The following is a 24,216-nucleotide window of genomic DNA, read 5'->3' on the forward strand; positions in this document are numbered from 1 at the left end:
TATAACGGCGCGTATTGCTTGTGACGGTTCGGGTGCAGCATTAGATTAGCCAATTATCTAGGGCACCCATCATAAGTAGAAGGGATAAGCATGGCGCTCACCGACCAATCCACCCGCATCCGCGCAGGCGAAGAACTCGACGCCTCCGTCATCGACGCCTATCTCAAGGCCCATATTCCCGGCCTGAGCGGCGCAGCGAAGATCAGCCAGTTCCCCGGCGGCGCCTCGAACCTGACCTACCTGATCGAGTATCCGCAGCAGGAGTTCGTCCTGCGCCGCCCGCCATTCGGCCACAAGGCCAAGTCGGCGCACGACATGGGCCGCGAGTACCGCATCCTCAACCAGCTCAATGCCGGTTTCCCCTACTGCCCCAAGGCCTACGTGCACTGCACCGACGAGTCGGTGATCGGCGCCGAGTTCTACGTGATGGAACGGGTCAAGGGCATCATCCTGCGCTCGGAGATGCCGACCGAGCTGAACTTCTCGCCCGAGCAGACCCGCGCGCTGTGCAAGAGCTTTATCGACAAGCTGGTCGAGCTGCACAACGTCAACTACAACGCCTGCGGTCTCGGCGACCTGGGCAAGCCGGAAGGCTATGTGGAGCGCCAGATCGGCGGCTGGATCAGCCGTTACGAGAAGGCCCTGACCCCCGATGCGCCCACCTGGGAGCCGGTCAAGGCCTGGCTGCGCGACAAGATGCCGGCCGACCACCACAAGCCGGGCATCGTGCACAACGACTACCGCTTCGACAACGTCATCCTCGACCCGAACAACCCGATGCAGATCATCGGCGTGCTCGACTGGGAAATGACCACCATCGGCGACCCGCTGATGGACCTGGGCAACACCCTGGCCTACTGGATCGAGGCGAACGACCCGCCCCCCGTGCAGCTGATGCGCCGCCAGCCGAGCAACGCGCCGGGCATGCTGACCCGCCGCGAGTTCGTCGACTACTACGCCGAGCGCGCCGGCATCCGCATCGACAACTTCGATTTCTACTACGTGTACGGCCTATTCCGCCTGGCCGGCATCGTCCAGCAGATCTACTACCGCTTTTACCATGGCCAGACCCAGGACAAGCGTTTCGCCCAGTTCATTCAGATGAACAAGCTGCTGGAACAGATGAGCCTGCAGGTCATCGGCAAATCCACTCTCTAACCCCGGGGTAATCACAATGTCCAAGACCCAACTGTTCGACCTCGACGGCAAGATCGCCTTCGTTTCCGGCGCCAGCCGCGGCATTGGCGAGGCCATCGCCAAGCTGCTGGCCCAGCAAGGCGCGCACGTGATCGTCTCCAGCCGCAAGCTCGAAGGCTGCCAAGCCGTGGCCGACGCCATCGTGGCCGAGGGCGGCAAGGCCACTGCCATCGCCTGCCACATCGGCGAGATGGAGCAGATCGCCAGCGTCTTCGCGCAGATCAAGGAGCAGTTCGGCCGCCTCGACATCCTGGTCAACAACGCCGCCACCAACCCGCAGTTCTGCAACGTGCTGGATACCGACCTCGGCGCCTTCCAGAAGACCGTGGACGTGAATATCCGCGGCTACTACTTCATGTCCATCGAGGGCGGCAAGCTGATGAAGGCGGGCGGCGGCGGCTCGATCATCAACGTCGCCTCGATCAACGGCGTCTCGCCCGGCGAGTTCCAGGGCATCTACTCGGTGACCAAGGCCGCGGTGATCAGCATGACCAAGGTGTTCGCCAAGGAGTGCGCGCAGTTCGGCATCCGCTGCAACGCACTGCTGCCTGGTCTGACCGACACCAAGTTCGCCTCGGCACTGACCAAGAACGACGCCATTCTCAACATGGCGCTGCAGCGTATTCCGCTCAAGCGCGTGGCCGACCCCAGCGAGATGGCCGGCGCGGTGCTGTACCTGGCCAGCGCAGCGTCCAGCTACACCACCGGCGTGGCGCTCAACGTCGACGGCGGTTTCCTCTCCTGAGGTCAAACGCCATAAACGACGAAGGCACCCTAGGGTGCCTTTTTGCTTCGTAGAATATTTCGCTCTCCTCTCCCACCCTTCGGACACCCTCCGGGTCGCCAAATGGCCGCAAAGCGGCCGCTACCAATCCTTCAATGCCGCTTCGGCTGCCGGATTCATCGGCTCGGCCAGCAGCCCGGTCGGCGTCAGGCTGACGCTGTACACCGCATCGGCGGCGATCGGCAGGTAGGTCACGCGCAATGCCTGCGGGTCGAACAGCAGCAGGTCGCGCTGGCTCAGGCGCAGCCAGCGCCACAGGTCGACGCCGTAGGGGCTCTCGGCCAGCTGCACGCGACCGTGCTGGGCCAGGGCCTGTTGCTCGATGGCGAGAAAGCGCCCGGACAAGCGCTCGAAACGGTAGCCGGGCTCCAGGCCGATCAGCTCGGCCAGGCCCTTCCAGCGGATCAGCCGGCCATCGAGCTGCCACAGATCACCCTCCAGGATCAGCGTGCGCTCGCGGCCGCCTTCCAGCAGGCTGACACGGTAACGCTGCGGGCCGTCGGCCTTGAAACTGAGCGTCGCCAGCGGCTTGCCCTGCGGCAGCGGCGCGTAGCTGTAGAGGTCGTAGGCGACCAGGCCGACCAGGCCGGCCAGGGCGAGGAACGCCAGGCCGCAGGTGCCGCGCAGCCAGCCGAGAAACCAGCCGCTATTGAGCAGAATGCGCAGCGCCACCAGCAGTGCCAGCACCGCCAGCAGCGCCACCGCCCAGGCCAACCCGTCGTATTGCATCTATTGCGTTCCTTCCGCCGGAAAATCCCGGCATTATGCGCAGCTCGCCGGACGCCGAACAGTCGGCAGGCTGCGCACTCGCCCACAAGTCGACACTTTATATGCCCTTCGCTCTCGAACTCGCCATCGATCCCAGCACCCTGGCCATCCTGGCGCTGGTCGCCTTCATCGCCGGATTCATCGATGCCATCGCCGGCGGCGGCGGCCTGCTGACCATTCCCGCGCTGCTCACCGCCGGGCTGCCGCCGCACCTGGTGCTGGGCACCAACAAGCTGTGCGCCACCTTCGGCTCAGGCACCGCGGCGCTGACCTTCTACCGGCGCAAGCTGTTCGATCCCGGACAATGGCGCGGGGCACTGCTGGCCACGCTGATCGGCGCCCTGCTCGGCGCGCTGATCGCCCACTGGCTGCCGGCCGAATGGCTCAACCAGATGCTGCCGGCGGTGGTGTTCGCCTGCGGCCTGTACCTGCTGTTCGGTCGCACGCCCGAGGCGCCGAGCGAGCAGAACCTGCCCATTGCCCGCGGCCGCCAGTGGCCGCAAGGCCTTGGCCTGGGCTTCTACGACGGCGTCGCCGGCCCCGGCACTGGGGCCTTCTGGACCGTCAGCAGCCTGCTGCTCTACCCGCTCGACCTGGTTCGCGCCAGCGGCGTGGCACGTACCATGAACTTCGTCAGCAACGCCGCGGCGCTGGCGGTGTTCATCGCCTTCGGGCAGGTGGCCTGGGTGCTGGGGCTGAGCATGGGCGCGGCGCTGATGGTCGGCGCCTTCCTCGGTGCGCGCACGGCGATCAAGGGCGGCTCGAAGTTCATCCGCCCGGTGTTCATCCTGGTGGTGCTGGCGCTGACCGCGCGCCTGGCCTGGCAGCACTGGTTTGGCTAGCTCCGACGGGCCATCCGGGATCTTGTAGGAGCGGCTTGAGCCGCGAAAAGGTAACCGAGGTTCGCGGCCGAAGCCGCTCCTACAAGGGGTCTTACGCTGGCAGCACAGGCTCGGGCAAACCCAATCGGCGTGCCACGTAGAGATCGATCAGGTGGCGGGCGATGGAGCGCGACGCCGGCAGCGGCGGCAAGTCGTCGACGCGGAACCAGCGGGCATCCTCGATCTCGTCCGCCTGCATGACGATCTCGCCGCCGGCGTACTCGGCGTGAAAGCCGAGCATCAGCGAATGCGGGAAGGGCCAACCCTGACTGCCGATGTACTGCAGGTTGCGCACCTCGACGCCGACTTCCTCGCGCACCTCGCGCGCCACGCAATGTTCCACCGACTCGCCCGGCTCGACGAAGCCGGCCAGGGTGCTGTAGACCCCGGCAACGAAACGCGGCGAACGGGCCAGAAGGATTTCGTCGCCACGGCTGACCAGCACGATCATGCTCGGCGAGATGCGCGGATAGTGCTGCGACTCGCAGGCGTCGCAGCGCATCGCCCGCTCGCCGGGTAGCTGGCGGGTCGGCGCGCCGCAACTGCCGCAGAAACGATGCTCGGCATACCAGGTGCCGATCTGCGCGGCGTAGGCGAGCATGCGGAAGGTCTCGGCCTCGCCCTGCAGCATGAACTGGCGCAGGCTCTGCCAGCTGGCGCCGTCCAGCTGGGTGGAGGGCGTAACCTGCAGCAGGTAGACGGCATCCTCGCCGAAATGACCGATGCCCTGCTCGGCGAGAATGTCCAGCTCCTGGCGCTTGATCCAGTCGCGGGGAAACAGCACACCATTGGCGTCGGCGAGAAACTGCTGCCGGCAGTACAGCAGCGCCCAACCGCCGGGCTGGGCGGGGTCGAGAAAGGCGTTGCGCCAGACCATCAGGCCGCCACCGGCATTCCCAGGGCCTTGACGCTCTCCTCGGCCAGATCGAGTACGCTGGGCTGGGTTTCCGGACGCAGCACGGCGCCGGCTTCCAGGTAGTACTCCAGGCTGCTCAGGGCGTCGGCCAGGGTTTCCAGCATCTGCTCGGAGGGCATCTGCCCGGACTCGAGCATGCGCGTCTGGATATAGTCGGCGCAGGCGCCGACCAGGGTCGCCGCACGGCGCTGCTCGAGGAACCACAGGCCGCCACGCACCGCCTGCAGGCTGAACGGCACGTTGGCCAGGTGCATCCTGTCGCCGCCGGCTTCGAGGTAGGCGGTGATCGCCCGCTTGGCCAGGGCCAGGCCGGCCTGAGCCTCATCGACCACGACGATGCGCGCCTCGTTGAGCTGGTGGCTGGCGAAGGAATCAGCCTCGCTGCCCGGCTCGGCCGGGGTCGGTCGCGTGTCGCGGCTTTCGCCGCGTTCCAGACTGGCGACCATGCCTTCGACGTAGAGCACCGCATCGGCCAGCTTGTGCAACTGCGCAGGCGCCGGCGGCGTGGCGTCGCTCCAGGCGGCGACCAGTGGCAACTGGGCGCCGAGGGCGTTGCCGGCGGAGGTCAGGCCGACCATGCCCAGGGTCTTGGCCAGCTTGCCGAGCAGGGCGTGCAGCGTGCCCAGGGTCTCGCTCTGCAGGTTGCCGCGCTCCATCAGGTCGAGCATGTCCTTGACGCTGGCCAGCTCCTCGCGAATGGCGGTGGACAGCGAACGCATCACCGCCTTGCCGGGGCCGGCCAGGCGCTGGTACTCGGCTTCCAGCAGGTGGTCGGTGAACGGTAGCGGGGTCAGGCCGAACACCTGGCGCATGGCGCTGGCATGCGGGCCGTGACTGTCAGCCAGGGCCACCAGGTACAGCAATTCCTTGAGCAGGCTGCGCGGCGCCTCGTACTGCGGGTTGCCCAGCATCAGCTTGAGTTCGCGATCCAGGCGCGAGAACAGCTGCTTGCGCGACTTGCGCGGCAGCAACTGGCCGTCGCTCTGCGCCTCAATGGCGGCGGCGCCGATCCAGCACATGCGCCCGCGCGGCTCGTTGGCGAACAGGCTGTCCAGGCGGCCCATGGCGCGCACCATCAGCTTGAGGCTGGCCTGTGGGTTCTGCTCGCGGATAAAGCCGAGCAAGCCCACCTGGTACATATGGCGCAGGCGCTTGCCTTCGGCCAGCTTGGCCGCGCCGTCGAGTGCCAGGCTGGCGCTGTGCGGTCGGGCCTGGTCGAGGCGCACGCTGAAGAAGAAGCTTTCCGGCAGCGGCTGCTGGGCGCCGGCCTGGCGCAGGTCGTTGATCGCCGGCAGCAGCAGCTCGGGCATTTCCTGGCGATGGGCGTCGACGTTTTCCAGGTAGCGGCGCAGCACGTGCAGCGCGTTGCTCAGCGCCGCCAGCTGCACGTCGCGCTCCTCGCCGGCGCCGGCGGGGATGTCGGTGGCCTGGTCCAGCACTTCCTGGGCCAGCAGCTCGGCGCCGGCCAGCTCGATCAAATTGAGCGTGCCGCGCACCTGCTGCAGGCTCTCCACCGCCTGCTGCAACAGGCTGCCGTTGTGCCGTTCGGCGATGAAGTGCTCGAGGCTCTGCTCGGCCTCTTCCATGGTGACGAACAGTTCGTCGCGCACCAGGCTCAGGGATGTGGCTCCACTCACCATGCTCTAGGCACCTCGCGGCTCGCTGCGGACAACAGTGGATACGGCATCAGTCGGCGAACTCCGGTTTCTGCTTGCTCATGTGCGCGGTCATGGCCAGGCGCAGGTCTTCGGACTGCAGCATGGCCGCGTTCCAGGTGGCGATGTACTCGAGGCCATCGTCGACCCGATGGTCGCGCATGTAGCGAATCATTTCCTTGGTGCCGCGTACCGCCACCGGCGACTTCGCCGCGATCTCGCCGGCGATCTGCAGCACCCCGGCGAGCAGCGCCTCCTGGGTCTCGTAGGTGCGGTTGACCAGACCGATGCGCTGGGCCTCGACGCCGTCGATGCTGCGCCCGGTGAACGCCAGCTCGCGCATCATGCCGTCGCCGATGATCCGCGGCAGGCGCTGCAGGGTGCCGACGTCGGCGGCCATGCCCATGTCGATTTCCTTGATCGAGAACTGCGCGTCCAGCGTGGAATAACGCATGTCGCAAGCACTGATCAGGTCGATGGCGCCGCCCAGGCAGTAGCCCTGGATGGCCGCCAGCACCGGCTTGCGGCACTGGTCAACAGCGTTGAAGGAAGCCTGCAGCTCGAGGATCTTGCGCCGCAGGGCATCGGCATTGCGGCCGACGTCCTTGCCCAGCTGAGCGCCGACCAAGGCCAGCAGCATCAGGTCGATGCCGGAGGAGAAATGCTTGCCGGCGCCGGACAGCACCACCACGCGCACCGCATCGGTGGCGTCGACCCAGCGGAAGATCTCGACGATCTCGCGCCAGAAGTCGGCGTTCATGGCATTGACCTTATCCGGACGGTTGATCTGCACATGGGCGATCTTGTCCGCCAGTTCGACGCGAAAGGCTTGGTAGTCGGACACGGCAGTCATCCTCAGCCGCTGCTCGGCAGCGCACGCAATTATTTTGTGATTAAAACCGAGCAACTATAACAAGCACGACATAAAAGTCGATGCTTGCCGCTGTGACGCAGGGCACGCCCCGGAGGTTAAGAACTGCTTTGACTATCGTGAATAAGGGATTGATCTGCCAAGGGTCTCGCCCCCTCGGCAGAGCGCCAAGCTCACTCCACCAGGCAGTCGACGCAGTACTGGCCAGCCTCGGTCTGCAGACCGTGCACGTCGATATCGAAGCCCGGGAAGGCCTGGTCGAAGGTGTGGGCGAAGGCCAGGTAGTCGAGGATCGAACGGCTCGCCGCGGTGAAGCGTTCGCCCGGCATGATCAGCGGGATGCCCGGCGGATAGGGCACCAGCATCACTGCGGCGATGCGCCCCTCCAACCGCTCGATCGGCACCGCCTCCACCGCGCCGCGCACCAGGCGGTCGTAGGCGTCGGCCGGTTTGATCGCCACTTCCGGCAGCGCCGTGTACATGCTTTTCAGCGCCTTGGCCGTGGCGTTGTCGCGGTAGCAGCCGTGCAACGCGTCGCACAGGTCGCGCAGGCCCATGCCCTGGTAGCGCCCCGCGCCGGCCTGGGCGATGGACGGCAGCACCTGGGTCAGCGGCAGGTTGGCGTCGTAGCTGCGCTTGAACTCCAGCAGCTCGGTCAGCAGGGTGCTCCACTTGCCCTTGGTGATGCCCATGGAGAACAGCACCAGGAAGGAATACAGACCGGTCTTCTCCACCACCAGGCCACGCTCCCAGAGGAACTTGCTGACCACCGCCGCGGGGATGCCCTGCTCCTCCAGCTTGCCGGCGGCATTGAGCCCGGGCATCACCAGGGTCACCTTGATCGGATCAAGCAGCACGTAGTCCTCGGCCACTTCACCGAAGCCATGCCAGTCGGCATCCGGCTGCAACACCCAGTCGGCGGTGGCCAGGCTATCGGCACCGTCGGCCGCCGCCGGCTGCCAGATGCTGAACCACCAGTCATCGGCGTCGAGATTGCGCCGCACGTTGGCCAGGGCGCGGCGGAAGCTCAGCGCCTCGTCGAAGGTTTCCTGAATCAGCGAGCGGCCAGCCGGGCCCTCCATCATCGCCGAGGCCACGTCCAGCGAGGCGATGATGCCGTACTGCGGCGAGGTGGAGATGTGCATCATGAAGGCTTCGTTGAAGCGGTCGCGATCCAGCTGGCGCTGCCCGCCGTCCTGCACGTGAATCATCGAGGCCTGGCTGAAGGCCGCCAGCAGCTTGTGCGTGGAATGGGTGCTGAACACCAGTGGCGAATGTTCGTCGCACTGGGTGCCCATACCGTAGCGCCCGGCGTAGAACTCGTGGAAGGCGGCGTAGGCGTACCAGGCCTCGTCGAAGTGCAGCACCTCGACCGAATCGCCCAGGGCCTGCTTGACCATCTCGGCGTTGTAGCACAGACCGTCGTAGGTGGAGTTGGTCACCACCGCCAGCTTGACCTTGGGCGCGCGCCCCTTGGCCAGCGGGCTGGCGTCGATCTTGGCCTGGATCGACTCCCTGCTGAACTCACTCAGGGGAATCGGCCCGATGATGCCCAGCTCGTTGCGCTCCGGGCACAGGTACAGCGGAATGGCGCCGGTCATGATGATCGAATGCAGGATCGACTTGTGGCAGTTGCGATCCACCAGTACCAGGTCGTCACGGCCGACCATCGAATGCCAGACGATCTTGTTCGCCGTCGAGGTGCCGTTGATCACGAAGAAGGTGTGGTCGGCGCCGAAGTTGCGCGCGGCGCGCGCCTCGGCCTCGGCCAAGGGGCCTGTGTGATCGAGCAGCGAGCCCAGCTCCGGCACCGACACGGATAAGTCCGAGCGCAGCGTGTTCTCGCCGAAGAACTGGTGGAAGGCCTGCCCCACCGGGCTCTTGCGGTAGGCCACGCCGCCGCCGTGGCCGGGCGTGTGCCAGGAATAGTTCGATTGCGCAGTGTGCTGCACCAGCGCCTTGAAGAACGGCGGCAGCAGGCCGTCGAGGTAATTGTGTGCGGCGCGCGCCACCTGGCGGGCGAGGAAGGACACGGTGTCCTCGTACAGGTAGAGGATGCCGCGCAGATGGTTGAGATCGGCCATGGCCTCGGCCGGCGCGTTCTCGATGGTCACCTGCTCGCCCAGGGCGAAGATCGGCAGCTGCGGCGCGCGCACCCGGGCGATGCGGATCAGCTCGACCATGTCCTGCAGCAGGCGCTGGTTCTCCCCCGCGCCCTCGGCGGCCACCAGGATGCAGGCCAGGCCGTGGTGGGTGGAGGCGACGATGCGCCCCTCGGCGGCGCTGGCGGTGGGCAGGATGCTGAAACCGTCCTGCGTCAGCTCCTGGGCGATAGCACGCACGCGATCACCGGCGACGGTATCGGCCTTGATATCGCGGTGGACGATGAGGACGGGGAATTTGAGGTCTTTGTACATTGTGACGTCCTGAAGGCTGGCAGGTCCGACCTGCCCATCGTCTCAGGGTAGAGATTCGCCCGAACGGGCGGAACCCCCCATGCGTCACGCTATACGAAAAGGTCGCAATTGCGCTGTTGGCTTATTCCGGCGCCTGTTCCAACTGCGCCCACAAGGCCGGCCCACCGGCGGATTTCTCGATGGCCGCCAGCCGCGTCAGGTGCGCGGCCAGCTCGTCCTGGCTGGCGCGAATCACCCGGGTACGCGGCCGCGCGGCGTCCAGACGGCGGATCGGAGTGGCCTGCTGACGACCGCTGCCATCGCCGTCGCCGCCTTCGCCGGCCAGCGACAGGTTGGTCTGCCCGCCGGTCATCGCCAAGTAGACGTCGGCGAGGATCTCCGAGTCGAGCAAGGCGCCGTGCAGTTCGCGGTTGGAGTTGTCCACGCCGTAGCGCTTGCACAGCGCATCCAGGCTGTTGCGCTGCCCCGGATGCCGCTCGCGCGCCATCATCAGGGTGTCGAGCACGGTGCAGTAATCGCTGACGTCGGCGCGCTCGCTCTGCCCCAGCAGGGCGAACTCGTTGTTGATGAAGCCGACGTCGAACGCCGCGTTGTGGATGATCAGCTGGGCGCCCTTGATGAATTCGTAGAACTCATCGGCCACGTCCTTGAACCGCGGTTTGTCGGCGACGTATTCGTTGGTGATGCCGTGAACCGCGATGGCGCCTTCGTCGATCTCGCGATCCGGGTTGAGGTAGACGTGAAAATGCCGCCCGGTCAGGCGCCGGCCCATCAGCTCGACGCAGCCGATCTCGATGATGCGGTGCCCCTCGGCGACCGGCATACCCGTGGTTTCGGTGTCCAGCACCACGTAGCGGATGACACTGTTATCGCTTGTCACGTCTCGTCTCTCTCATCAATCGCTTGCCGCACGCGGCCAGCGCGGCATCTTAACCCAGCGGCTCAGCGCGCCGCGCGCACCTCGTCGACGCCGCGGTTGGCCAGCTGGTCGGCACGCTCGTTGCCAGGATGGCCGGTGTGGCCGCGCACCCATTGCCAGCTGACCTGGTGACGGTTGACCTCCTCGTCCAGCTTCTGCCAGAGGTCGGCATTCTTCACCGGCTCCTTGGCAGCGGTTTTCCAGCCGCGCTTCTTCCAGTTCGGCAGCCATTCCTGGATGCCCTTCATCACGTACTGCGAGTCGGTCACCAGCTTGACCGAGCAGGGCCGGGTCAGGGCGACCAGCCCGGCAATCGCCGCCATCAGCTCCATGCGATTGTTGGTGGTACTGGGATCGCCGCCCCAGAGTTCCTTTTCCGCCCCCCGGTAGACCAGTAGAGCGCCCCAGCCGCCGGGGCCGGGATTGCCCTTGCAGGCACCATCGGTATAGATCACGACTTGATCGGTTTCAGACATCGTTTCCAGGCCTACGAAAATCGCCGCGCGCAGGCGCTGCTCGTAGAGCGCCTAACGTTCGGCATTGCGCCGGCTGACCTTGGCCACCGGCATCGGCAGCAGCTTGCCCATGGGCTCGCGACGTGCCGGACGCAGCGGGCGCAAGCCGACCACCAGCTTGCGCGCCACCAATAGATAGAAGCCGGCGCCCGGCAACTGCCAGGCCTCGCCCCATTGCTCCAGTCGGCTCAGGCGCGCTTGCCAGGCCGCTGCAGCGAGCGGCGGACGATAGCACCCGAAGCGGCGTTTCTCCAGCGCGAAGCCGAGCAGGGTCAACCAGTCGCCGACCCGATTGGGCGAGATGCAGCGTGCGCGCTTGAGTCCGTCGCCGGCGAACAGGCTGCAGGCGCCCCAGCTGCTCCAGGGGTTGATGCCGAGAATCAGCAGATGGCCGCCCGGCCGCACGCTGCGCGCCGCCTCGCGCAGCAGGCCGTGCGGCGACAGGCTGAAATCCAGGCCGTGCTGCAGCACCACCACGTCGGCGGCGTGCTCGCTGAGCGGCCAGGCCTGCTCCTCGCAGACGATCTGCACCCCCGGCAGCGGCGCCCCGAGGCGCACGTTGCACTGGATCTGCCCGGCATCCGGCGGTGGCTCGGCCCCCGGGCCATAGCTGACCAGGTAACCGCCGAAGAATTTCGCCAGCTCCTCCTCCAGCAGGCGCCGCTCCTCGCCCAGCAGCAACTGGCCGAGCGGCCCGGCCAGCCAGTCACGGGCCTCGCCGATCAGCTTGAGCCAGTCGGGGTCGGCTTGGGCGAATGCCTGATCGCTCATCGGATTCCTCTCATGACAGTCGTCGTGCATGGGGACTAAGATGCACCTTTATTAGCAGCTTAGCGACCCGCAATGATCCGCATCGACGCCCTGCCCGCCTTCACCGACAACTACCTCTGGTTGCTGCAGGATGCCGCCAGCCAGCGCTGCGCCGTGGTCGACCCGGGCGATGCGGCGCCGGTGCTGGCCTGGCTGGCGGCCCATCCGGGCTGGCAGCTCAGCGACATCCTGGTCACCCATCATCATTTCGACCATGTCGGCGGCATCGAAGGGCTCAAGGCCACCACCGGCGCCCGCGTGCTCGGTCCGGCAGACGAAAACATCCCGGGACGGGACCTGGGCCTGAGCGACAACGACAGCATCGAGGTGCTCGGCCTGAAGTTTCGGGTCATCGCCGTGCCCGGTCATACCCTCGGTCATATCGCCTATTACCAGGCCGAGCAGCACCTGCTGTTCTGCGGCGACACCCTGTTCGCCGGCGGCTGCGGGCGCCTGTTCGAGGGTACGCCGCAGCAGATGCACGAATCGCTCGGGCGCCTGGCGGCGCTGCCCGGCGCCACCCAGGTGTATTGCACCCATGAGTACACCCTGAGCAACCTGCGCTTCGCCCAGGCGGTGGAGCCGGACAATCCGCAGATCGCCGCCCGTCTGGCCGAGGTCAGCCGCTGGCGCGAGGCCGGGCGCATCAGCCTGCCCTCGAACATCGCCCTGGAGCTGGCCAGCAACCCCTTCCTGCGCACTGCCGAGGCTGCGGTGATCGGCGCCGCCGAACGGCGCGACGGCCGGACCCTTGCCGAGCCAAGCGCCGTGTTCGCCAGCCTGCGCGCCTGGAAAGACCAGTTCTAAAAGCACGACGGGCGCGCAAAAAAAAACGCCTGGAGCGTTTATTGACGTCGCTCTGCGACGGCCCGGCAGGCTGACCGACAGGGATGCCGGTCACAAAAGACTGGTGAAAACTTGACCAGTCCAGGCTCGATTCCTAGAATCGCCCGACCTTTTCGCCGGGAATACCACCTCGACCAATGCCTTTATCACCACGCAAGCCCTTGAATTTAAAGGCATTGGCACAAAGCACTCAGGTGCTCGTGGTGATGTGCTGCATGACCCTGGCCGGCTGTCAGAGCCTGGCCCCGTCCGCTCCGGCCGACGCCGACACCTCGCGCGCCGTCGGCCTGGAGCGTGAACCGGAGTGGCTCAGCAGCCAGGTCAAGCCTCGCGAATACGCCGACATCTGGGAGCGCATGCGCGACGGTTTCAAGCTGCAGGACGAGATCGGCATCAACCCGCGCATCGAACGCCTGCGCCTGTGGTACGCCAGCAACCCCAAGCACGTCGATACCGTCAGCGAACGCAGCGCCCCCTATATCCACTACATCGTCGAACGCCTGGCCGAGCGCGACATGCCCATGGAGCTGGCGCTGCTGCCGGTGATCGAGAGCGCCTACGACCCGCAGGCCTACTCCTCCGCCCACGCCGTCGGCCTGTGGCAGTTCATCCCCTCCACCGGCCGTCACTACAACCTGCGCCAGACCAGTTGGTACGACGGCCGCCGCGACGTCACCGCCTCGACCCAGGCTGCGCTCAACTACCTGAGCCGCCTGCACGAGATGTTCAACGGCGACTGGCTGCTCGCCCTGGCCGCCTACAACGCCGGCGAAGGCCGCATCAGCAGGGCCATCGAGCGCAACGAGAAACTCGGCCTGCCCAGCGACTACTGGAACCTGGCGCTGCCCAAGGAAACCGAAGACTACGTGCCCAAGCTGCTGGCCCTGTCGCAGGTGATACTCACCCCGGAGGCCTATGGCGTGAGCCTGTCGCCGGTGGCCAACGAGCCCTATTTCGAACAGGTGGCGATCAAGCAGCACATGGACCTGTCGCGTGTCGCCCGCCTGGCCGACCTCGACGAGGAGGAGCTGCTGCAGCTCAACCCCGCCTACAAGCGCGGCGTCACCCTCGACGGCCCGCAGCACCTGCTGGTGCCGACGGACAAGGCGGAGATGCTCAGCGCCAACCTGGCCCTGATGAAACCGCAGGAGCTGGTCGCCTGGCAGAGCTACACCGTGCGCGCCGGCGACAGCCTGCATGGTATTGCCAACCGCCATCACCTGACGGTGAACACGCTCAAGGACGTCAACCGCCTCAGTGGCAACAACCTGCGTATCGGCCAGGTGCTGACCATTCCCGGCAAGCCCGGCGCGCAGCCGAGCGAACCGCTGTACCAGCGCAGCACGGCACAGGCGCCGGCAGCGCGCAGCTATCAGGTGAAAGACGGCGACAACCTGTGGCAGATCGCCCGCGCCCACCAGGTCTCGGTGCACGACCTGCAGCGCTGGAACAAGTTGCGGGGCAACCAGTTGAAGGTCGGCCAGCGCCTCAGCCTGGCGCCTGCCGACACGGGCAGCCAGGTCGCCAGCAACACGCGCAGCAGCACCTCGCGCGACAAGGCCACCTACTACCGGGTGCAGAAAGGCGACTCGCTGTACGTCATCGCCAAGCGTTTCAAGATCGACCTCAAGCGCCTGCAGGCCTGGAACCCGCGCAGCAGCAGCCTGCGCCCGGGACAGATGCTGACCCTCTACCTGCCCTGATCAGCGCCGACTCAAGGCCTCCAGACAACGCCCGGTCAGCTGGGTGAAACGCTGGAAGGCGACGAACTGCTCGTGACGCAGCGCGCGCCCGGACAACCGGCTGTCGGCGTAGAGCACGCCGATCTCCCGCGTCCCCGCAATGATCGGCGCGATAAAGAACATCCCCGCTCCCAGACTGCGGCGGATCGGCTGGGTGACCAGCTCGGCCAGGTTATAGCTGGCCGGCACGCCCATCCAGATCGCCTCGCGATGGCGCAGGGCATAGCTGAAGACATGCGGCTGTTCCACCTGCTCGGCCGGCAGGACGAAATCCTTCAACCACTGCTCGGTCTTGTCGCCGATCACCCGCTTGGCGCGGAAACAGCTCTGCTCGTCGGCCAGCACCGCCAGCATCACCCGCTCCAAGCCGGCGCCGCGATGCAGGCCCTTGAGCAGAGTATCGAGGATCAGGCCGACGTCGCCGCGCTTGCTCACCATCAGGCCGAGATCCTGCAAGGCCTGCTGCAGCACCAGCAGATCCGGCTGCAACAGGCGCGCCTTGCGCTCCTCCTGCTGCAGGCGGATCTGTTCGGGGTCGGTATTGGGAATCAGTCGGCACAGCTTGCTGGCGCCGAAGGTGGAGGCCACCTTGACCGCCTCCTCGGCGCTGGCCAGCACCTGCTGCAGGGCTTCCTCCGGGCTGAGGTCGACGAAGACGGCCATCTTCGCCAGCACCGCCTCCATTTCCGGCGAATCCCAGCCCTGCAACGCCGCCTCGCTGATGCGCACGCCCAGCTGCACCGCGTAGGCCGCCGGGTCGTGCTGGTTGGCGCCGGCATGCGCCAGGCTGACGGTTTCGCCCAGGTTCCAGCTTTTCACCAGGCCCTGGGTCAACTGCCGGAAGCTGGTGCCGAGCACCTCGCGCACCGCCTCGTCCACCTCCACCCCCGGCTGAGCCAGGGCGGCGGCCAGCTCGTCGGCCTGTTCGCCGCCGCAGCCCCAGAACGCCAGTTCGCCCAGGTGGTGGAGCAAGGCGGCGATGAACACTTCCTCGGCATGCTTGGAGAGCACGTACCCGGCGATGTTGCGCGCCTGCACCGCGGCGTGGAAGGAGCGCGCGAGCAGCTCCTGCAGCTGCTCGCGCGGGGCGCGGGTGAGCAGACCGTCGATCAGGCTGACCGACAGGCCGATCAGCCGCACGTTGTCGAAACCGATCAGCACGATGGCCCGCGAGATGGTCTTGATGGCCTCCTGCGAGGGGTTGTAATAGACGCTGTTGCCGACCCGCAGCACCTTGGAGGTCAGCGCCGCGTCGCGCAGCAGCACGTCGGCCAATTGCTGCACCGAGGCCGAATCCTGCTGCGCCAGGCGCTGCAAATCCTGCACCACGGCGGCCAGCGCGGGCAGTTCGGCTTGGTTCAAGCGATCGATCCATGACTGCAAACCATGGCTACGTTCTGGCAAATCGGTACCCTCGCTGAGCTTTCCCCAAGTGTATGCCAAAGTGCCGTCATTGCTTGCCTGGCACGGCGGTCTTTTTCCTGCCGATACAAGCTGTTACTGTACCGACCCAGAAGCCCAAAAGCCGCCATGGATCGGATCTCACCCCCGATGCGTTCCCCCCTCCCGCTGTTCCTCAGCCTGGCCTTGAGCTTTCCCGTCTCTGCGACCATCAGCGAGAGCCACGGCTACGCCCAGTTCGGGACGCTCAAATACCCCGCCAGCTTCAGCCATTTCGACTGGGTCAACCCCGAGGCGCCCAAGGGCGGCACCCTGCGGATCATGGCCTCGGGCACCTTCGACACGCTCAATCCCTACACTTTCAAGGGCAGCAGCCCGATCTCCACTGCGCATTTCCTGCAGTACGGGGTCAACGAGCTCAACGAGCCGCTGATGGTCGGCACCGGCGCCTACGACCCCTCCGGCGACGAGCCGGCCTCCAGCTACGGGCTGATCGCCGCCAGCGTGGAGTACAGCGAGGACCGCAGCTGGGTGGTGTTCAACCTGCGTCCCGAGGCGCGCTTTCACGACGGCAAGCCGATCACCGCCTACGACGTGGCCTTCTCCTACCGCCTGCTGCGCAGCGACGGCCATCCGCAGTACCGCACCCACCTGCAGGAGGTGAAGCGGGTCGACATCCTCAATCGCCAGCGCATCCGTTTCGTCTTCAAGCGCGCCGGCAACCCGCTGCTGATCCTGCGCCTGGGCGAGCTGCCGGTGCTGCCGCAGCACTACTGGAAGGACCGCGACTTCAAGGCCACTACCTTCGAGCCGCCGTTGGGCAGCGGCCCCTACCGCATCGCTCAGGTGGTGCCGGGGCGAAGCCTGGTGTTCCAACGGGTCAAGGACTGGTGGGGCAAGGATCTGCCGGTCAATCGCGGCAAGTACAACTTCGACCGCGTCGAGGTGGAGTTCTACCGCGACAACCACGTGGCCTTCGAGGCCTTCAAGGCCGGCGAATTCGACTTCTACATCGAGAACCAGGCGAAGAACTGGGCCAACGGCTACCGCTTTCCCGCCGTCACCCGCGGCGAGGTGATCCGCGCCGAGATCGCCCACCAGATCCCTACCCAGACCCAGGCACTGTTCATGAACACCCGCCGCGGCCTGTTCGGCCAGCGCAAGGTGCGCGAGGCGCTGGGACTGATGTTCGACTTCGAGTGGACCAACCGCACCCTGTTCAACAACTCCTACGTGCGCGCCAGCAGCTACTACCCCAACAGCGAGTTCTCCGCCACCGGCAAGCCGGAAGGCGCCGAGTGGCTGCTGCTGTCGCCGCACCGCGACAAGCTGCCGGCGCGGCTGTTCAGCCAGCCCATAGTGCAACCGGTGACCGACGGCCGCGGCATCCCGCGGGAAACCTTGCGCCGCGCCCTGGGTCTATTGGCCGACGCCGGCTGGAAGCCTGCCGGCCAGGAGCTGCGCAACGCCCGCGGCGAGCGTTTCGAATTCGAGATCATGCTGGTCAACCCCAGCCTCGAGCGCATCCTCCAGCCCTACGTCGCCAATCTGGCCAGCATCGGCATCCGCGCCAACCTGCGCACCGTCGACCGCGCCCAGTACAAACAGCGCCTCGACCAGTTCGACTACGACATGATCCTGCTGACCCTGCCACAAACCTTGAGCCCTGGCCTGGAGCAGTCGCTGTATTTCCACTCCAGCCAGGTGAACGTCAAGGGCAGCAAGAACTACGCTGGCGTCGCCCACCCGGTGGTCGACGCGATGATCGACAAGTTGCTCTCGGCGCAGACCCGCGACGAACAGATCGCCGCCACCCGCGCCCTGGACCGGGTCTTGCTTTGGCAGCACTACAGCATCCCCAACTGGTACATCAACTATCACCGCCTGGCGTACCGCAACCGGTTCGCCTTCGTCACCACGCCGCCCTACACCCTGGGCCTGCGCACCTGGTGGCTGAAGCCCACGGAGAACGCTCGATGACCCACCCGCTGCGCAGTTTCCTGCTTCACGGTAGCAGCCTCATCCTGCTCGGCCTGGCAGGCCTCGCCCTCGCCGCCCCCAAACACGCGGTCACCCTCTACGACGAGGCGCCCAAGTATTCGGCCGGCTTCCAGCACTTCGAGTACGCCAACCCCGATGCACCGAAAGGCGGCACCCTCCGCCAGGCCGGCTTCGGCGGCTTCGACAGCCTCAACCCCTTCATCAACAAGGGCGTCGCCGCCGACGATATCGGCCTGATCTACGACACCCTCACCGTGCAGAGCCAGGACGAGCCGTTCAGCGCCTACGGCCTGGTGGCGGAGAAGATCGAGAAGGCCCCCGACAATGCCTGGGTACGCTTCCACCTGCGCCAGGAGGCACGCTTTCACGACGGCACGCCGATCACCGCCGAGGACGTCAAGTTCACCTTCGATACCCTGATGGAGAAAGGCGCGCCCATGTACCGCGGCTACTACGCCGACGTCGAGCGGGTCGAGGTGGAATCGCCGCAACGCGTGCGCTTCGTCTTCAAGCACGCCGGCAATCGCGAGCTGCCGCTGATCGTCGGCCAGTTGCCGGTGCTGCCCAAGCACTGGTGGGCCGAGCGCGACTTCAGCAAGAGCAACCTGGAGGTGCCGCTCGGCAGCGGCCCCTACCGGGTCGCCCGGGTGCAGGCCGGGCGCAGCATCCGCTACGAGCGGGTGACGGATTGGTGGGCCAAGGACCTGCCGGTGAGCCGCGGTTTCTACAACTTCGACGCCATCCAGATCGACTACTACCGCGACAACACCGTGGCCCTGGAGGCGCTCAAGGCCGGCCAGTTCGACTACTGGCTGGAGACCAGCGCGAAGAACTGGGCCACCGCCTACAGCGTGCCGGCCGTGGCCAACGGCCAGTTGGTCAAGGAAGAGATCCAGAACCGCAACCCTACCGGCATGCAGGGCTTCGTCTTCAACACCCGCCGCGCGCAGTTCCAGGATCGTCGCGTGCGCGAGGCCCTCGGCCTGCTGTTCGACTTCGAGTGGGCCAACAAGCGCCTGTTCAACGGCGCCTACACCCGCACCCGCAGCTACTTTGACAACTCCGAGCTGGGCTCCAGCGGCCTGCCGGGCGAGGACGAGCTGGCCATTCTCGAACCGCTGCGCGGCCAGATCCCGGCCGAGGTATTCAGCGAGGAGTACCGCGTGCCGACCACCGACGGCAGCGGCATCATCCGCGAGCAGCAGCGCCGCGCCTACCAGTTGCTGCAACAGGCCGGCTGGCGCATCGACGGCGACCGCATGCTGGATGCCAGCGGTCAGCCGGTGAGCTTCGAGTTCCTCCTGGCGCAGACCGAATTCGAGCGCATCCTGCTGCCGTTCAAGCGCAACCTGGCCGATCTCGGCATGGAGCTGGTGATCCGCCGGGTCGACGTCTCGCAGTACATCAATCGCCTGCGCTCGCGCGACTTCGACATGATCGTCGGCGGCTTCGGTCAGTCCAACTCGCCGGGCAACGAGCAGCGCGAGTACTGGCACTCCTCCAGCGCCGACAATCCCGGCAGCCGCAATTTCATCGGCCTCAAGGATCCGGCCATCGACCAGATCGTCGAGGGGCTGATCAACGCCGACTCGCGCCAGAGCCTGATCGCCCATACCCGCGCCCTTGACCGCGTGCTGCTGTGGGGCCACTACGTGATCCCCAACTGGCACATCAAGACCTGGCGCGTGGCCTACTGGAACCGCTTCGAACACCCCAAGGTGACGCCGCTCTATGACATCGGCCTGCACACCTGGTGGGTACGCCCTGGCCTCAAAGAGCCAAGCGAGGCCCAGCAACAGGCGACCGAAGAGGCGAAGCAATAATGCTGGCCTATATCCTTCGCCGCCTGCTGCTGATCATCCCGACCCTGTTCGGCATTCTGGTGATCAACTTCGTCATCATCCAGGCCGCGCCCGGCGGCCCGGTCGAGCAGATGATCGCCAAGCTGGAGGGGTTCGATGCGGCCGCCGGCGGCGCCACCGGGCGCATCGGCGGCGGTGGCGCCGAAGTCTCGGTGGCCGGCTCCAATTACCGCGGCGCCCAGGGCCTCGACCCGCAGCTGATCGCCGAGATCGAGAAGATGTACGGCTTCGACAAGTCGGCGCCGGAGCGTTTCTGGATCATGCTGAAAAACTACGCGCAGCTGGACTTCGGCGAGAGCTTCTTCCGCGACGCCAAGGTCATCGACCTGATCGTCGAGAAAATGCCGGTGTCGATCTCCCTGGGGCTGTGGAGCACCTTGATCATGTACCTGGTCTCCATCCCCCTGGGGATCGCCAAGGCCACCCGCCACGGCAGCGCCTTCGACGTCTGGACCAGCTCGGCGATCATCGTCGGTTATGCCATCCCGGCCTTCCTCTTCGCCATCCTGCTGATCGTGCTGTTCGCCGGCGGCAGCTACTTCGACTGGTTCCCGCTGCGCGGCCTGACCTCGAACAACTTCGATGAGCTAAGCCTCGGCGGCAAGATTCTCGACTATCTCTGGCACCTGGTGCTGCCGGTCACCGCGCTGGTGATCGGCAACTTCGCCACCCTGACCCTGCTGACCAAGAACAGCTTCCTCGACGAGATCAACAAGCAGTACGTGGTCACCGCCCGCGCCAAGGGCCTGACCAACCACCGCGTGCTCTACGGTCACGTGTTCCGCAACGCCATGCTGCTGATCATCGCCGGCTTCCCCGCCGCCTTCATCGGCATCTTCTTCACCGGCTCCTTGCTGATCGAAGTGATCTTCTCCCTCGACGGCCTCGGCCTGATGAGCTTCGAGGCGGCGATCAACCGCGACTACCCGGTGGTGTTCGGCACCCTGTTCATCTTCACCTTGCTGGGGCTGATCGTGAAATTGATCGGTGACATCACCTACACCCTGGTCGATCCGCGCATCGACTTCGAAAGCCGGGAGGGCTGAACATGAAGCTTTCCCCGCTCAATCAACGGCGTTTCGAGCGTTTCAAGGCGCACAAGCGCGGCTGGTGGTCGCTGTGGCTGTTTCTCGTGCTGTTCGGCCTGAGCCTGGGCGCCGAGCTGATCGCCAACGACAAGCCGCTGGCGGTGCGCTACGACGGCCAGTGGTACTTCCCGGTGCTCAAGCGCTACCCGGAGACCGTGTTCGGCGGCGAATTCCCGCTGCAGGCCAACTACAAGAGCCCCTATATCCAGGAGCTGATCGCGGAAAAAGACGGCTGGATGCTCTGGCCGCCGATTCCCTTCAGCTACTCGAGCATCAACTACGACCTGGAGGTGCCCGCCCCCGCCCCGCCCTCGGCGCAGAACTGGCTGGGCACCGACGATCAGGGCCGCGACGTGCTGGCGCGGGTGATCTACGGCTTTCGCATCTCGGTGCTGTTCGCCCTGATCCTGACCCTGGCCAGCTCGGTGATCGGCGTGATCGCCGGCGCATTGCAGGGCTTCTACGGCGGCTGGGTCGACCTGCTTGGCCAGCGCTTCCTGGAAATCTGGTCGGGCCTGCCGGTGCTCTACCTGCTGATCATCCTCGCCAGCTTCGTCCAGCCGAACTTCTGGTGGCTGCTGGGCATCATGCTGCTGTTCTCCTGGATGAGCCTGGTCGACGTGGTGCGCGCCGAATTCCTGCGCGGGCGCAACCTGGAGTACGTGCGCGCCGCGCGGGCGCTGGGCATGGGCAACGGCGCCATCATGTTCCGTCATATCCTGCCCAACGCCATGGTCTCGACCATGACCTTCATGCCCTTCATCCTCACCGGGGCGATCGGCACCCTGACCGCCTTGGACTTCCTCGGCTTCGGCCTACCGCCTGGCGCGCCGTCGCTGGGTGAGCTGGTCGCCCAGGGCAAGAGCAACCTGCAGGCGCCCTGGCTGGGCATCAGCGCCTTCGCCGTGCTGGCGATCATGCTGAGCCTGCTGGTGTTCATCGGCGAAGCCGCCCGCGATGCCTTCGACCCGAGGAAATGACATGAGCCAGCACGAAACCCTGCTGCAAGTACGCGACCTGGCCGTCGAGTTCGTCATGGGCGAGCAGTGCCAGCGCGTGGTCGAAGGCGTCAGCTTCGACATCCGCAAGGGCGAGACCCTGGCCCTGGTCGGCGAAAGCGGCTCGGGCAAGTCGGTCACCGCCCACTCCATCCTGCGCCTGCTGCCCTACCCGCTGGCGCGCCATCCGGCCGGCAGCATCGAGTACGCCGGCGAGGACCTGCTCAAGCTCGGCGAGGGCCGTCTGCGCGGCATCCGCGGCAACCGCATCGCCATGGTGTTCCAGGAGCCGATGACCTCGCTCAACCCGCTGCACAGCATCGAAAAGCAGATCAACGAGGTGCTCGCCCTGCACAAGGGCCTGCGCGGCAAGGCCGCCAGCGCCCGCACCCTGGAACTGCTGGAGCTGGTCGGCATTCCCGAACCGAAGAAGCGCCTGAAGGCCTACCCGCACGAGCTGTCCGGCGGCCAGCGCCAGCGGGTGATGATCGCCATGGCCCTGGCCAACGAGCCCGAGCTGCTGATCGCCGACGAGCCGACCACCGCGCTGGACGTCACCGTGCAGCTGAAAATCCTCGAACTGCTCAAGGATTTGCAGGCGCGCCTGGGCATGTCGCTGCTGCTGATCAGCCACGATCTCAACCTGGTGCGCAGAATTGCCCATCGCGTATGTGTCATGCAGCACGGTCGCATCGTCGAACAGGCGTCGTGTGAAAACTTGTTCCAGGCGCCGCAGCATCCCTATACCAAGGAACTGCTCGGCGCCGAACCCAGCGGCGAGCCCGCGGCCAACCCCGCGGGCCAGCCGCTGCTGGAAGTGGACGACCTGCGCGTATGGTTCCCGATCAAGAAGGGCCTGCTGCGCCGGACGGTAGATCATGTCAAGGCGGTGGACGGCATCAACTTCAGCCTGCCCCAGGGTCAGACCCTGGGCATAGTCGGCGAAAGCGGTTCCGGCAAATCCACCCTGGGCATGGCCATCCTGCGGCTGCTCGCCAGTCGCGGCGACATCCGCTTCCAAGGCCAGCAGTTGCAGGGTCTGAGCCAGCATGAGGTACGGCCGCTGCGGCGGCAGATGCAGGTGGTGTTCCAGGACCCCTTCGGCAGCCTGAGCCCGCGCATGTCGGTGGGCCAGATCGTTGGCGAGGGCCTGCGCATTCATGGCATGGGCAACGAGGCGGAGCTGGAACAGGCGATCATCGACGCGCTTTTGGAGGTAGGGCTGGACCCGCAGACGCGGCACCGCTACCCCCACGAGTTTTCCGGCGGGCAACGGCAGCGGATTGCCATTGCTCGGGCACTGGTGTTGAAACCGGCGCTGATCCTGCTGGACGAGCCCACCTCGGCGCTCGACCGCACGGTACAGCGTCAGGTGGTGGAGTTGTTGCGCGGCTTGCAGGCCAAGTACAACCTGACCTATCTGTTTATCAGCCATGACCTGGCGGTAGTCAGAGCGCTGAGCCACCAACTGATGGTGGTCAAGCAGGGCCAGGTGGTCGAACAGGGGTCTGCCGAGTCGATCTTCGGCGCACCGCAACACCCTTATACACAGCAGTTGCTGGAAGCCGCTTTCATGGCCCCGGCAACCGCTCACTGATCCTTGAAACAGGAAGAGGAATAGCACAATGGGTTTTCTAACCGGTAAGCGCGTACTCATCGTTGGCGTTGCCAGCAAACTGTCCATCGCCTCGGGTATCGCCGCCGCCATGCACCGCGAAGGTGCCGAGCTGGCTTTCACCTACCAGAACGAAAAGCTCAAGGGCCGCGTCGAGGAGTTCGCCGCCGGCTGGGGCTCCAGCGCCGACCTGTGCTTCCCCTGCGACGTGGCCAGCGATGAGGAGATCGACGCGGTATTCGAAGCGCTGAGCAAGAAGTGGGACGGCCTGGACTGCATCGTCCACTCCGTCGGTTTCGCCCCGGGCGACCAGCTCAATGGCGACTTCACCGCGGTGACCACCCGCGAAGGCTTCAAGATCGCCCACGACATCAGCGCCTACAGCTTCGTTGCCCTGGCCAAGGCCGGCCGCGAGATGATGAAGGGCCGCAACGGCAGCCTACTCACCCTCTCCTACCTGGGTGCCGAGCGCACCATGCCCAACTACAACGTCATGGGCATGGCCAAGGCCAGCCTGGAAGCCGGCGTCCGCTACCTGGCCGGCAGCCTCGGCCCGGAAGGCACCCGCGTCAACGCCATCTCCGCCGGGCCGATCCGCACCCTGGCCGCCAGCGGCATCGCCAGCTTCCGCAAGATGCTGGCTGCCAACGAGAAGCAGACCCCGCTGCGCCGCAACGTCACCATCGAGGAAGTCGGCAATGCCGGCGCCTTCCTCTGCTCCGACCTGGCCTCGGGCATCAGCGGCGAGATCATGTACGTCGACGGCGGCTTCAACACCACCGCCATGGGCGCGATGGAAGACTGATGGACTCGTTCTCGGCAATAGCAGATTGCCGGGAACGACTTGAGACGCCCCATCGGGCAATAAAAAACCCGCACGATGTGCGGGTTTTTTATTGCCCGAAGAGCGCCTCGAACGAGGCGCCCGGA

General features: G+C 66.0%; 20 protein-coding genes. 11 read left to right on the plus strand and 9 right to left on the minus strand.

All coding sequences use genetic code 11. From position 1 onward, the window contains the following. Positions 1–90 precede the first annotated feature (90 nt). Positions 91–1,158, plus strand: a complete 1,068-nt coding sequence (locus ACIGFL_RS20930; RefSeq protein WP_397498438.1) for a phosphotransferase family protein — start codon at positions 91–93, stop codon at positions 1,156–1,158. Positions 1,159–1,174: 16 nt separating this feature from the next. Further along, positions 1,175–1,942, plus strand: coding sequence for an SDR family oxidoreductase (locus tag ACIGFL_RS20935; protein ID WP_397498439.1), 768 nt, complete (start codon positions 1,175–1,177; stop codon positions 1,940–1,942). Between the two features lie 120 nt (positions 1,943–2,062). On the opposite strand, the gene ACIGFL_RS20940 is transcribed toward ACIGFL_RS20935, so the two are convergent. Then, positions 2,063–2,710, minus strand: a complete 648-nt coding sequence (locus ACIGFL_RS20940; protein WP_021443937.1) for a hypothetical protein — start codon at positions 2,708–2,710, stop codon at positions 2,063–2,065. Positions 2,711–2,811: 101 nt separating this feature from the next. Between ACIGFL_RS20940 and ACIGFL_RS20945 the strand changes: the two genes are divergently transcribed. After that, positions 2,812–3,591 (plus strand): TSUP family transporter, encoded by a 780-nt coding sequence (locus tag ACIGFL_RS20945; RefSeq protein WP_021443938.1) that lies wholly within the window; start codon positions 2,812–2,814, stop codon positions 3,589–3,591. A 91-nt stretch (positions 3,592–3,682) separates the two neighbouring features. Here ACIGFL_RS20945 and nudC read toward each other — a convergent pair whose 3' ends face one another. From nudC to ACIGFL_RS20980, 7 genes are all read right to left on the minus strand, one after another. Continuing rightward, entirely contained in the window at positions 3,683–4,507 is an 825-nt protein-coding gene (gene nudC / locus ACIGFL_RS20950; protein WP_122107973.1) for an NAD(+) diphosphatase, read from the minus strand. Then, positions 4,507–6,186, minus strand: coding sequence for a ferrous iron transporter B (locus tag ACIGFL_RS20955; RefSeq protein ID WP_397498440.1), 1,680 nt, complete (start codon positions 6,184–6,186; stop codon positions 4,507–4,509). Before ACIGFL_RS20955 ends, nudC begins: the two co-directional genes overlap by 1 nt. A gap of 46 nt (positions 6,187–6,232) precedes the next feature. Then, the gene (locus ACIGFL_RS20960; RefSeq protein ID WP_397498441.1) at positions 6,233–7,045 is read right to left on the minus strand and encodes a crotonase/enoyl-CoA hydratase family protein; all 813 of its coding nucleotides are present in this window, start codon (positions 7,043–7,045) and stop codon (positions 6,233–6,235) included. A gap of 200 nt (positions 7,046–7,245) precedes the next feature. Next, positions 7,246–9,489 carry an Orn/Lys/Arg decarboxylase N-terminal domain-containing protein gene (locus ACIGFL_RS20965; RefSeq protein ID WP_397498442.1) on the minus strand — a complete coding sequence of 748 codons (2,244 nt, stop codon included), beginning with the start codon at positions 9,487–9,489 and terminating at the stop codon, positions 7,246–7,248. 121 nt (positions 9,490–9,610) lie between these two features. Beyond that, positions 9,611–10,348, minus strand: coding sequence for a DNA polymerase III subunit epsilon (dnaQ, locus tag ACIGFL_RS20970; protein WP_031303094.1), 738 nt, complete (start codon positions 10,346–10,348; stop codon positions 9,611–9,613). Between the two features lie 83 nt (positions 10,349–10,431). After that, on the minus strand, positions 10,432–10,884 hold the full coding sequence (rnhA, locus tag ACIGFL_RS20975) for a ribonuclease HI (protein ID WP_021443944.1): 453 nt from the start codon (positions 10,882–10,884) through the stop codon (positions 10,432–10,434). Positions 10,885–10,935: 51 nt separating this feature from the next. Then, positions 10,936–11,694 carry a methyltransferase domain-containing protein gene (locus ACIGFL_RS20980; protein WP_021443945.1) on the minus strand — a complete coding sequence of 253 codons (759 nt, stop codon included), beginning with the start codon at positions 11,692–11,694 and terminating at the stop codon, positions 10,936–10,938. A 72-nt stretch (positions 11,695–11,766) separates the two neighbouring features. Between ACIGFL_RS20980 and gloB the strand changes: the two genes are divergently transcribed. After that, a complete protein-coding gene (gloB, locus tag ACIGFL_RS20985; protein ID WP_397498443.1) occupies positions 11,767–12,540 on the plus strand; it encodes a hydroxyacylglutathione hydrolase in 774 nt (257 codons plus the stop codon). Positions 12,541–12,716: 176 nt separating this feature from the next. Beyond that, positions 12,717–14,282, plus strand: coding sequence for a lytic transglycosylase domain-containing protein (locus ACIGFL_RS20990; protein ID WP_122107978.1), 1,566 nt, complete (start codon positions 12,717–12,719; stop codon positions 14,280–14,282). Here ACIGFL_RS20990 and ACIGFL_RS20995 read toward each other — a convergent pair whose 3' ends face one another. Beyond that, complete coding sequence (locus ACIGFL_RS20995) at positions 14,283–15,704, minus strand: HDOD domain-containing protein (protein WP_397498444.1); 1,422 nt, start codon at positions 15,702–15,704, stop codon at positions 14,283–14,285. A 168-nt stretch (positions 15,705–15,872) separates the two neighbouring features. On the opposite strand from ACIGFL_RS20995, the gene ACIGFL_RS21000 reads away from it, so the two are divergent. From ACIGFL_RS21000 to fabI, 6 genes are read left to right on the plus strand one after another with little or no spacing between them, the layout of a single operon-like run. Beyond that, on the plus strand, positions 15,873–17,702 hold the full coding sequence (locus tag ACIGFL_RS21000; RefSeq protein ID WP_397498445.1) for an extracellular solute-binding protein: 1,830 nt from the start codon (positions 15,873–15,875) through the stop codon (positions 17,700–17,702). After that, a complete protein-coding gene (locus ACIGFL_RS21005) occupies positions 17,699–19,546 on the plus strand; it encodes an extracellular solute-binding protein (RefSeq protein ID WP_397498446.1) in 1,848 nt (615 codons plus the stop codon). Before ACIGFL_RS21000 ends, ACIGFL_RS21005 begins: the two co-directional genes overlap by 4 nt. Then, positions 19,546–20,631, plus strand: a complete 1,086-nt coding sequence (locus ACIGFL_RS21010) for a microcin C ABC transporter permease YejB (RefSeq protein WP_122107982.1) — start codon at positions 19,546–19,548, stop codon at positions 20,629–20,631. The genes ACIGFL_RS21005 and ACIGFL_RS21010 overlap by 1 nt, the downstream gene beginning before the upstream one ends. 2 nt (positions 20,632–20,633) lie before the next feature. Beyond that, positions 20,634–21,653 (plus strand): ABC transporter permease, encoded by a 1,020-nt coding sequence (locus ACIGFL_RS21015; protein WP_397498447.1) that lies wholly within the window; start codon positions 20,634–20,636, stop codon positions 21,651–21,653. A 1-nt stretch (position 21,654) separates the two neighbouring features. Further along, positions 21,655–23,268, plus strand: coding sequence for an ABC transporter ATP-binding protein (locus ACIGFL_RS21020; protein WP_397498448.1), 1,614 nt, complete (start codon positions 21,655–21,657; stop codon positions 23,266–23,268). Positions 23,269–23,296: 28 nt separating this feature from the next. Continuing rightward, positions 23,297–24,091, plus strand: coding sequence for an enoyl-ACP reductase FabI (fabI, locus tag ACIGFL_RS21025; protein ID WP_021443954.1), 795 nt, complete (start codon positions 23,297–23,299; stop codon positions 24,089–24,091). Positions 24,092–24,216: the final 125 nt, after the last annotated feature.

The sequence above is a fragment of the Pseudomonas sp. NPDC077649 genome, assembly GCF_044542855.1.
In the GTDB taxonomy this organism is placed as follows: Bacteria; Pseudomonadota; Gammaproteobacteria; order Pseudomonadales; family Pseudomonadaceae; genus Aquipseudomonas.

Coding starts and splice junctions, on each gene's coding strand:
- ACIGFL_RS20930 (WP_397498438.1), top strand. CDS start 91: ATGGCGCTCACCGACCAATCCACCCGCATCCGCGCAGGCGAAGAACTC.
- ACIGFL_RS20935 (WP_397498439.1), top strand. CDS start 1,175: ATGTCCAAGACCCAACTGTTCGACCTCGACGGCAAGATCGCCTTCGTT.
- ACIGFL_RS20940 (WP_021443937.1), bottom strand. CDS start 2,710: ATGCAATACGACGGGTTGGCCTGGGCGGTGGCGCTGCTGGCGGTGCTG.
- ACIGFL_RS20945 (WP_021443938.1), top strand. CDS start 2,812: ATGCCCTTCGCTCTCGAACTCGCCATCGATCCCAGCACCCTGGCCATC.
- nudC (WP_122107973.1), bottom strand. CDS start 4,507: ATGGTCTGGCGCAACGCCTTTCTCGACCCCGCCCAGCCCGGCGGTTGG.
- ACIGFL_RS20955 (WP_397498440.1), bottom strand. CDS start 6,186: ATGGTGAGTGGAGCCACATCCCTGAGCCTGGTGCGCGACGAACTGTTC.
- ACIGFL_RS20965 (WP_397498442.1), bottom strand. CDS start 9,489: ATGTACAAAGACCTCAAATTCCCCGTCCTCATCGTCCACCGCGATATC.
- rnhA (WP_021443944.1), bottom strand. CDS start 10,884: ATGTCTGAAACCGATCAAGTCGTGATCTATACCGATGGTGCCTGCAAG.
- ACIGFL_RS20980 (WP_021443945.1), bottom strand. CDS start 11,694: ATGAGCGATCAGGCATTCGCCCAAGCCGACCCCGACTGGCTCAAGCTG.
- gloB (WP_397498443.1), top strand. CDS start 11,767: ATGATCCGCATCGACGCCCTGCCCGCCTTCACCGACAACTACCTCTGG.
- ACIGFL_RS20990 (WP_122107978.1), top strand. CDS start 12,717: ATGCCTTTATCACCACGCAAGCCCTTGAATTTAAAGGCATTGGCACAA.
- ACIGFL_RS21000 (WP_397498445.1), top strand. CDS start 15,873: ATGCGTTCCCCCCTCCCGCTGTTCCTCAGCCTGGCCTTGAGCTTTCCC.
- ACIGFL_RS21005 (WP_397498446.1), top strand. CDS start 17,699: ATGACCCACCCGCTGCGCAGTTTCCTGCTTCACGGTAGCAGCCTCATC.
- ACIGFL_RS21010 (WP_122107982.1), top strand. CDS start 19,546: ATGCTGGCCTATATCCTTCGCCGCCTGCTGCTGATCATCCCGACCCTG.
- ACIGFL_RS21015 (WP_397498447.1), top strand. CDS start 20,634: ATGAAGCTTTCCCCGCTCAATCAACGGCGTTTCGAGCGTTTCAAGGCG.
- ACIGFL_RS21020 (WP_397498448.1), top strand. CDS start 21,655: ATGAGCCAGCACGAAACCCTGCTGCAAGTACGCGACCTGGCCGTCGAG.
- fabI (WP_021443954.1), top strand. CDS start 23,297: ATGGGTTTTCTAACCGGTAAGCGCGTACTCATCGTTGGCGTTGCCAGC.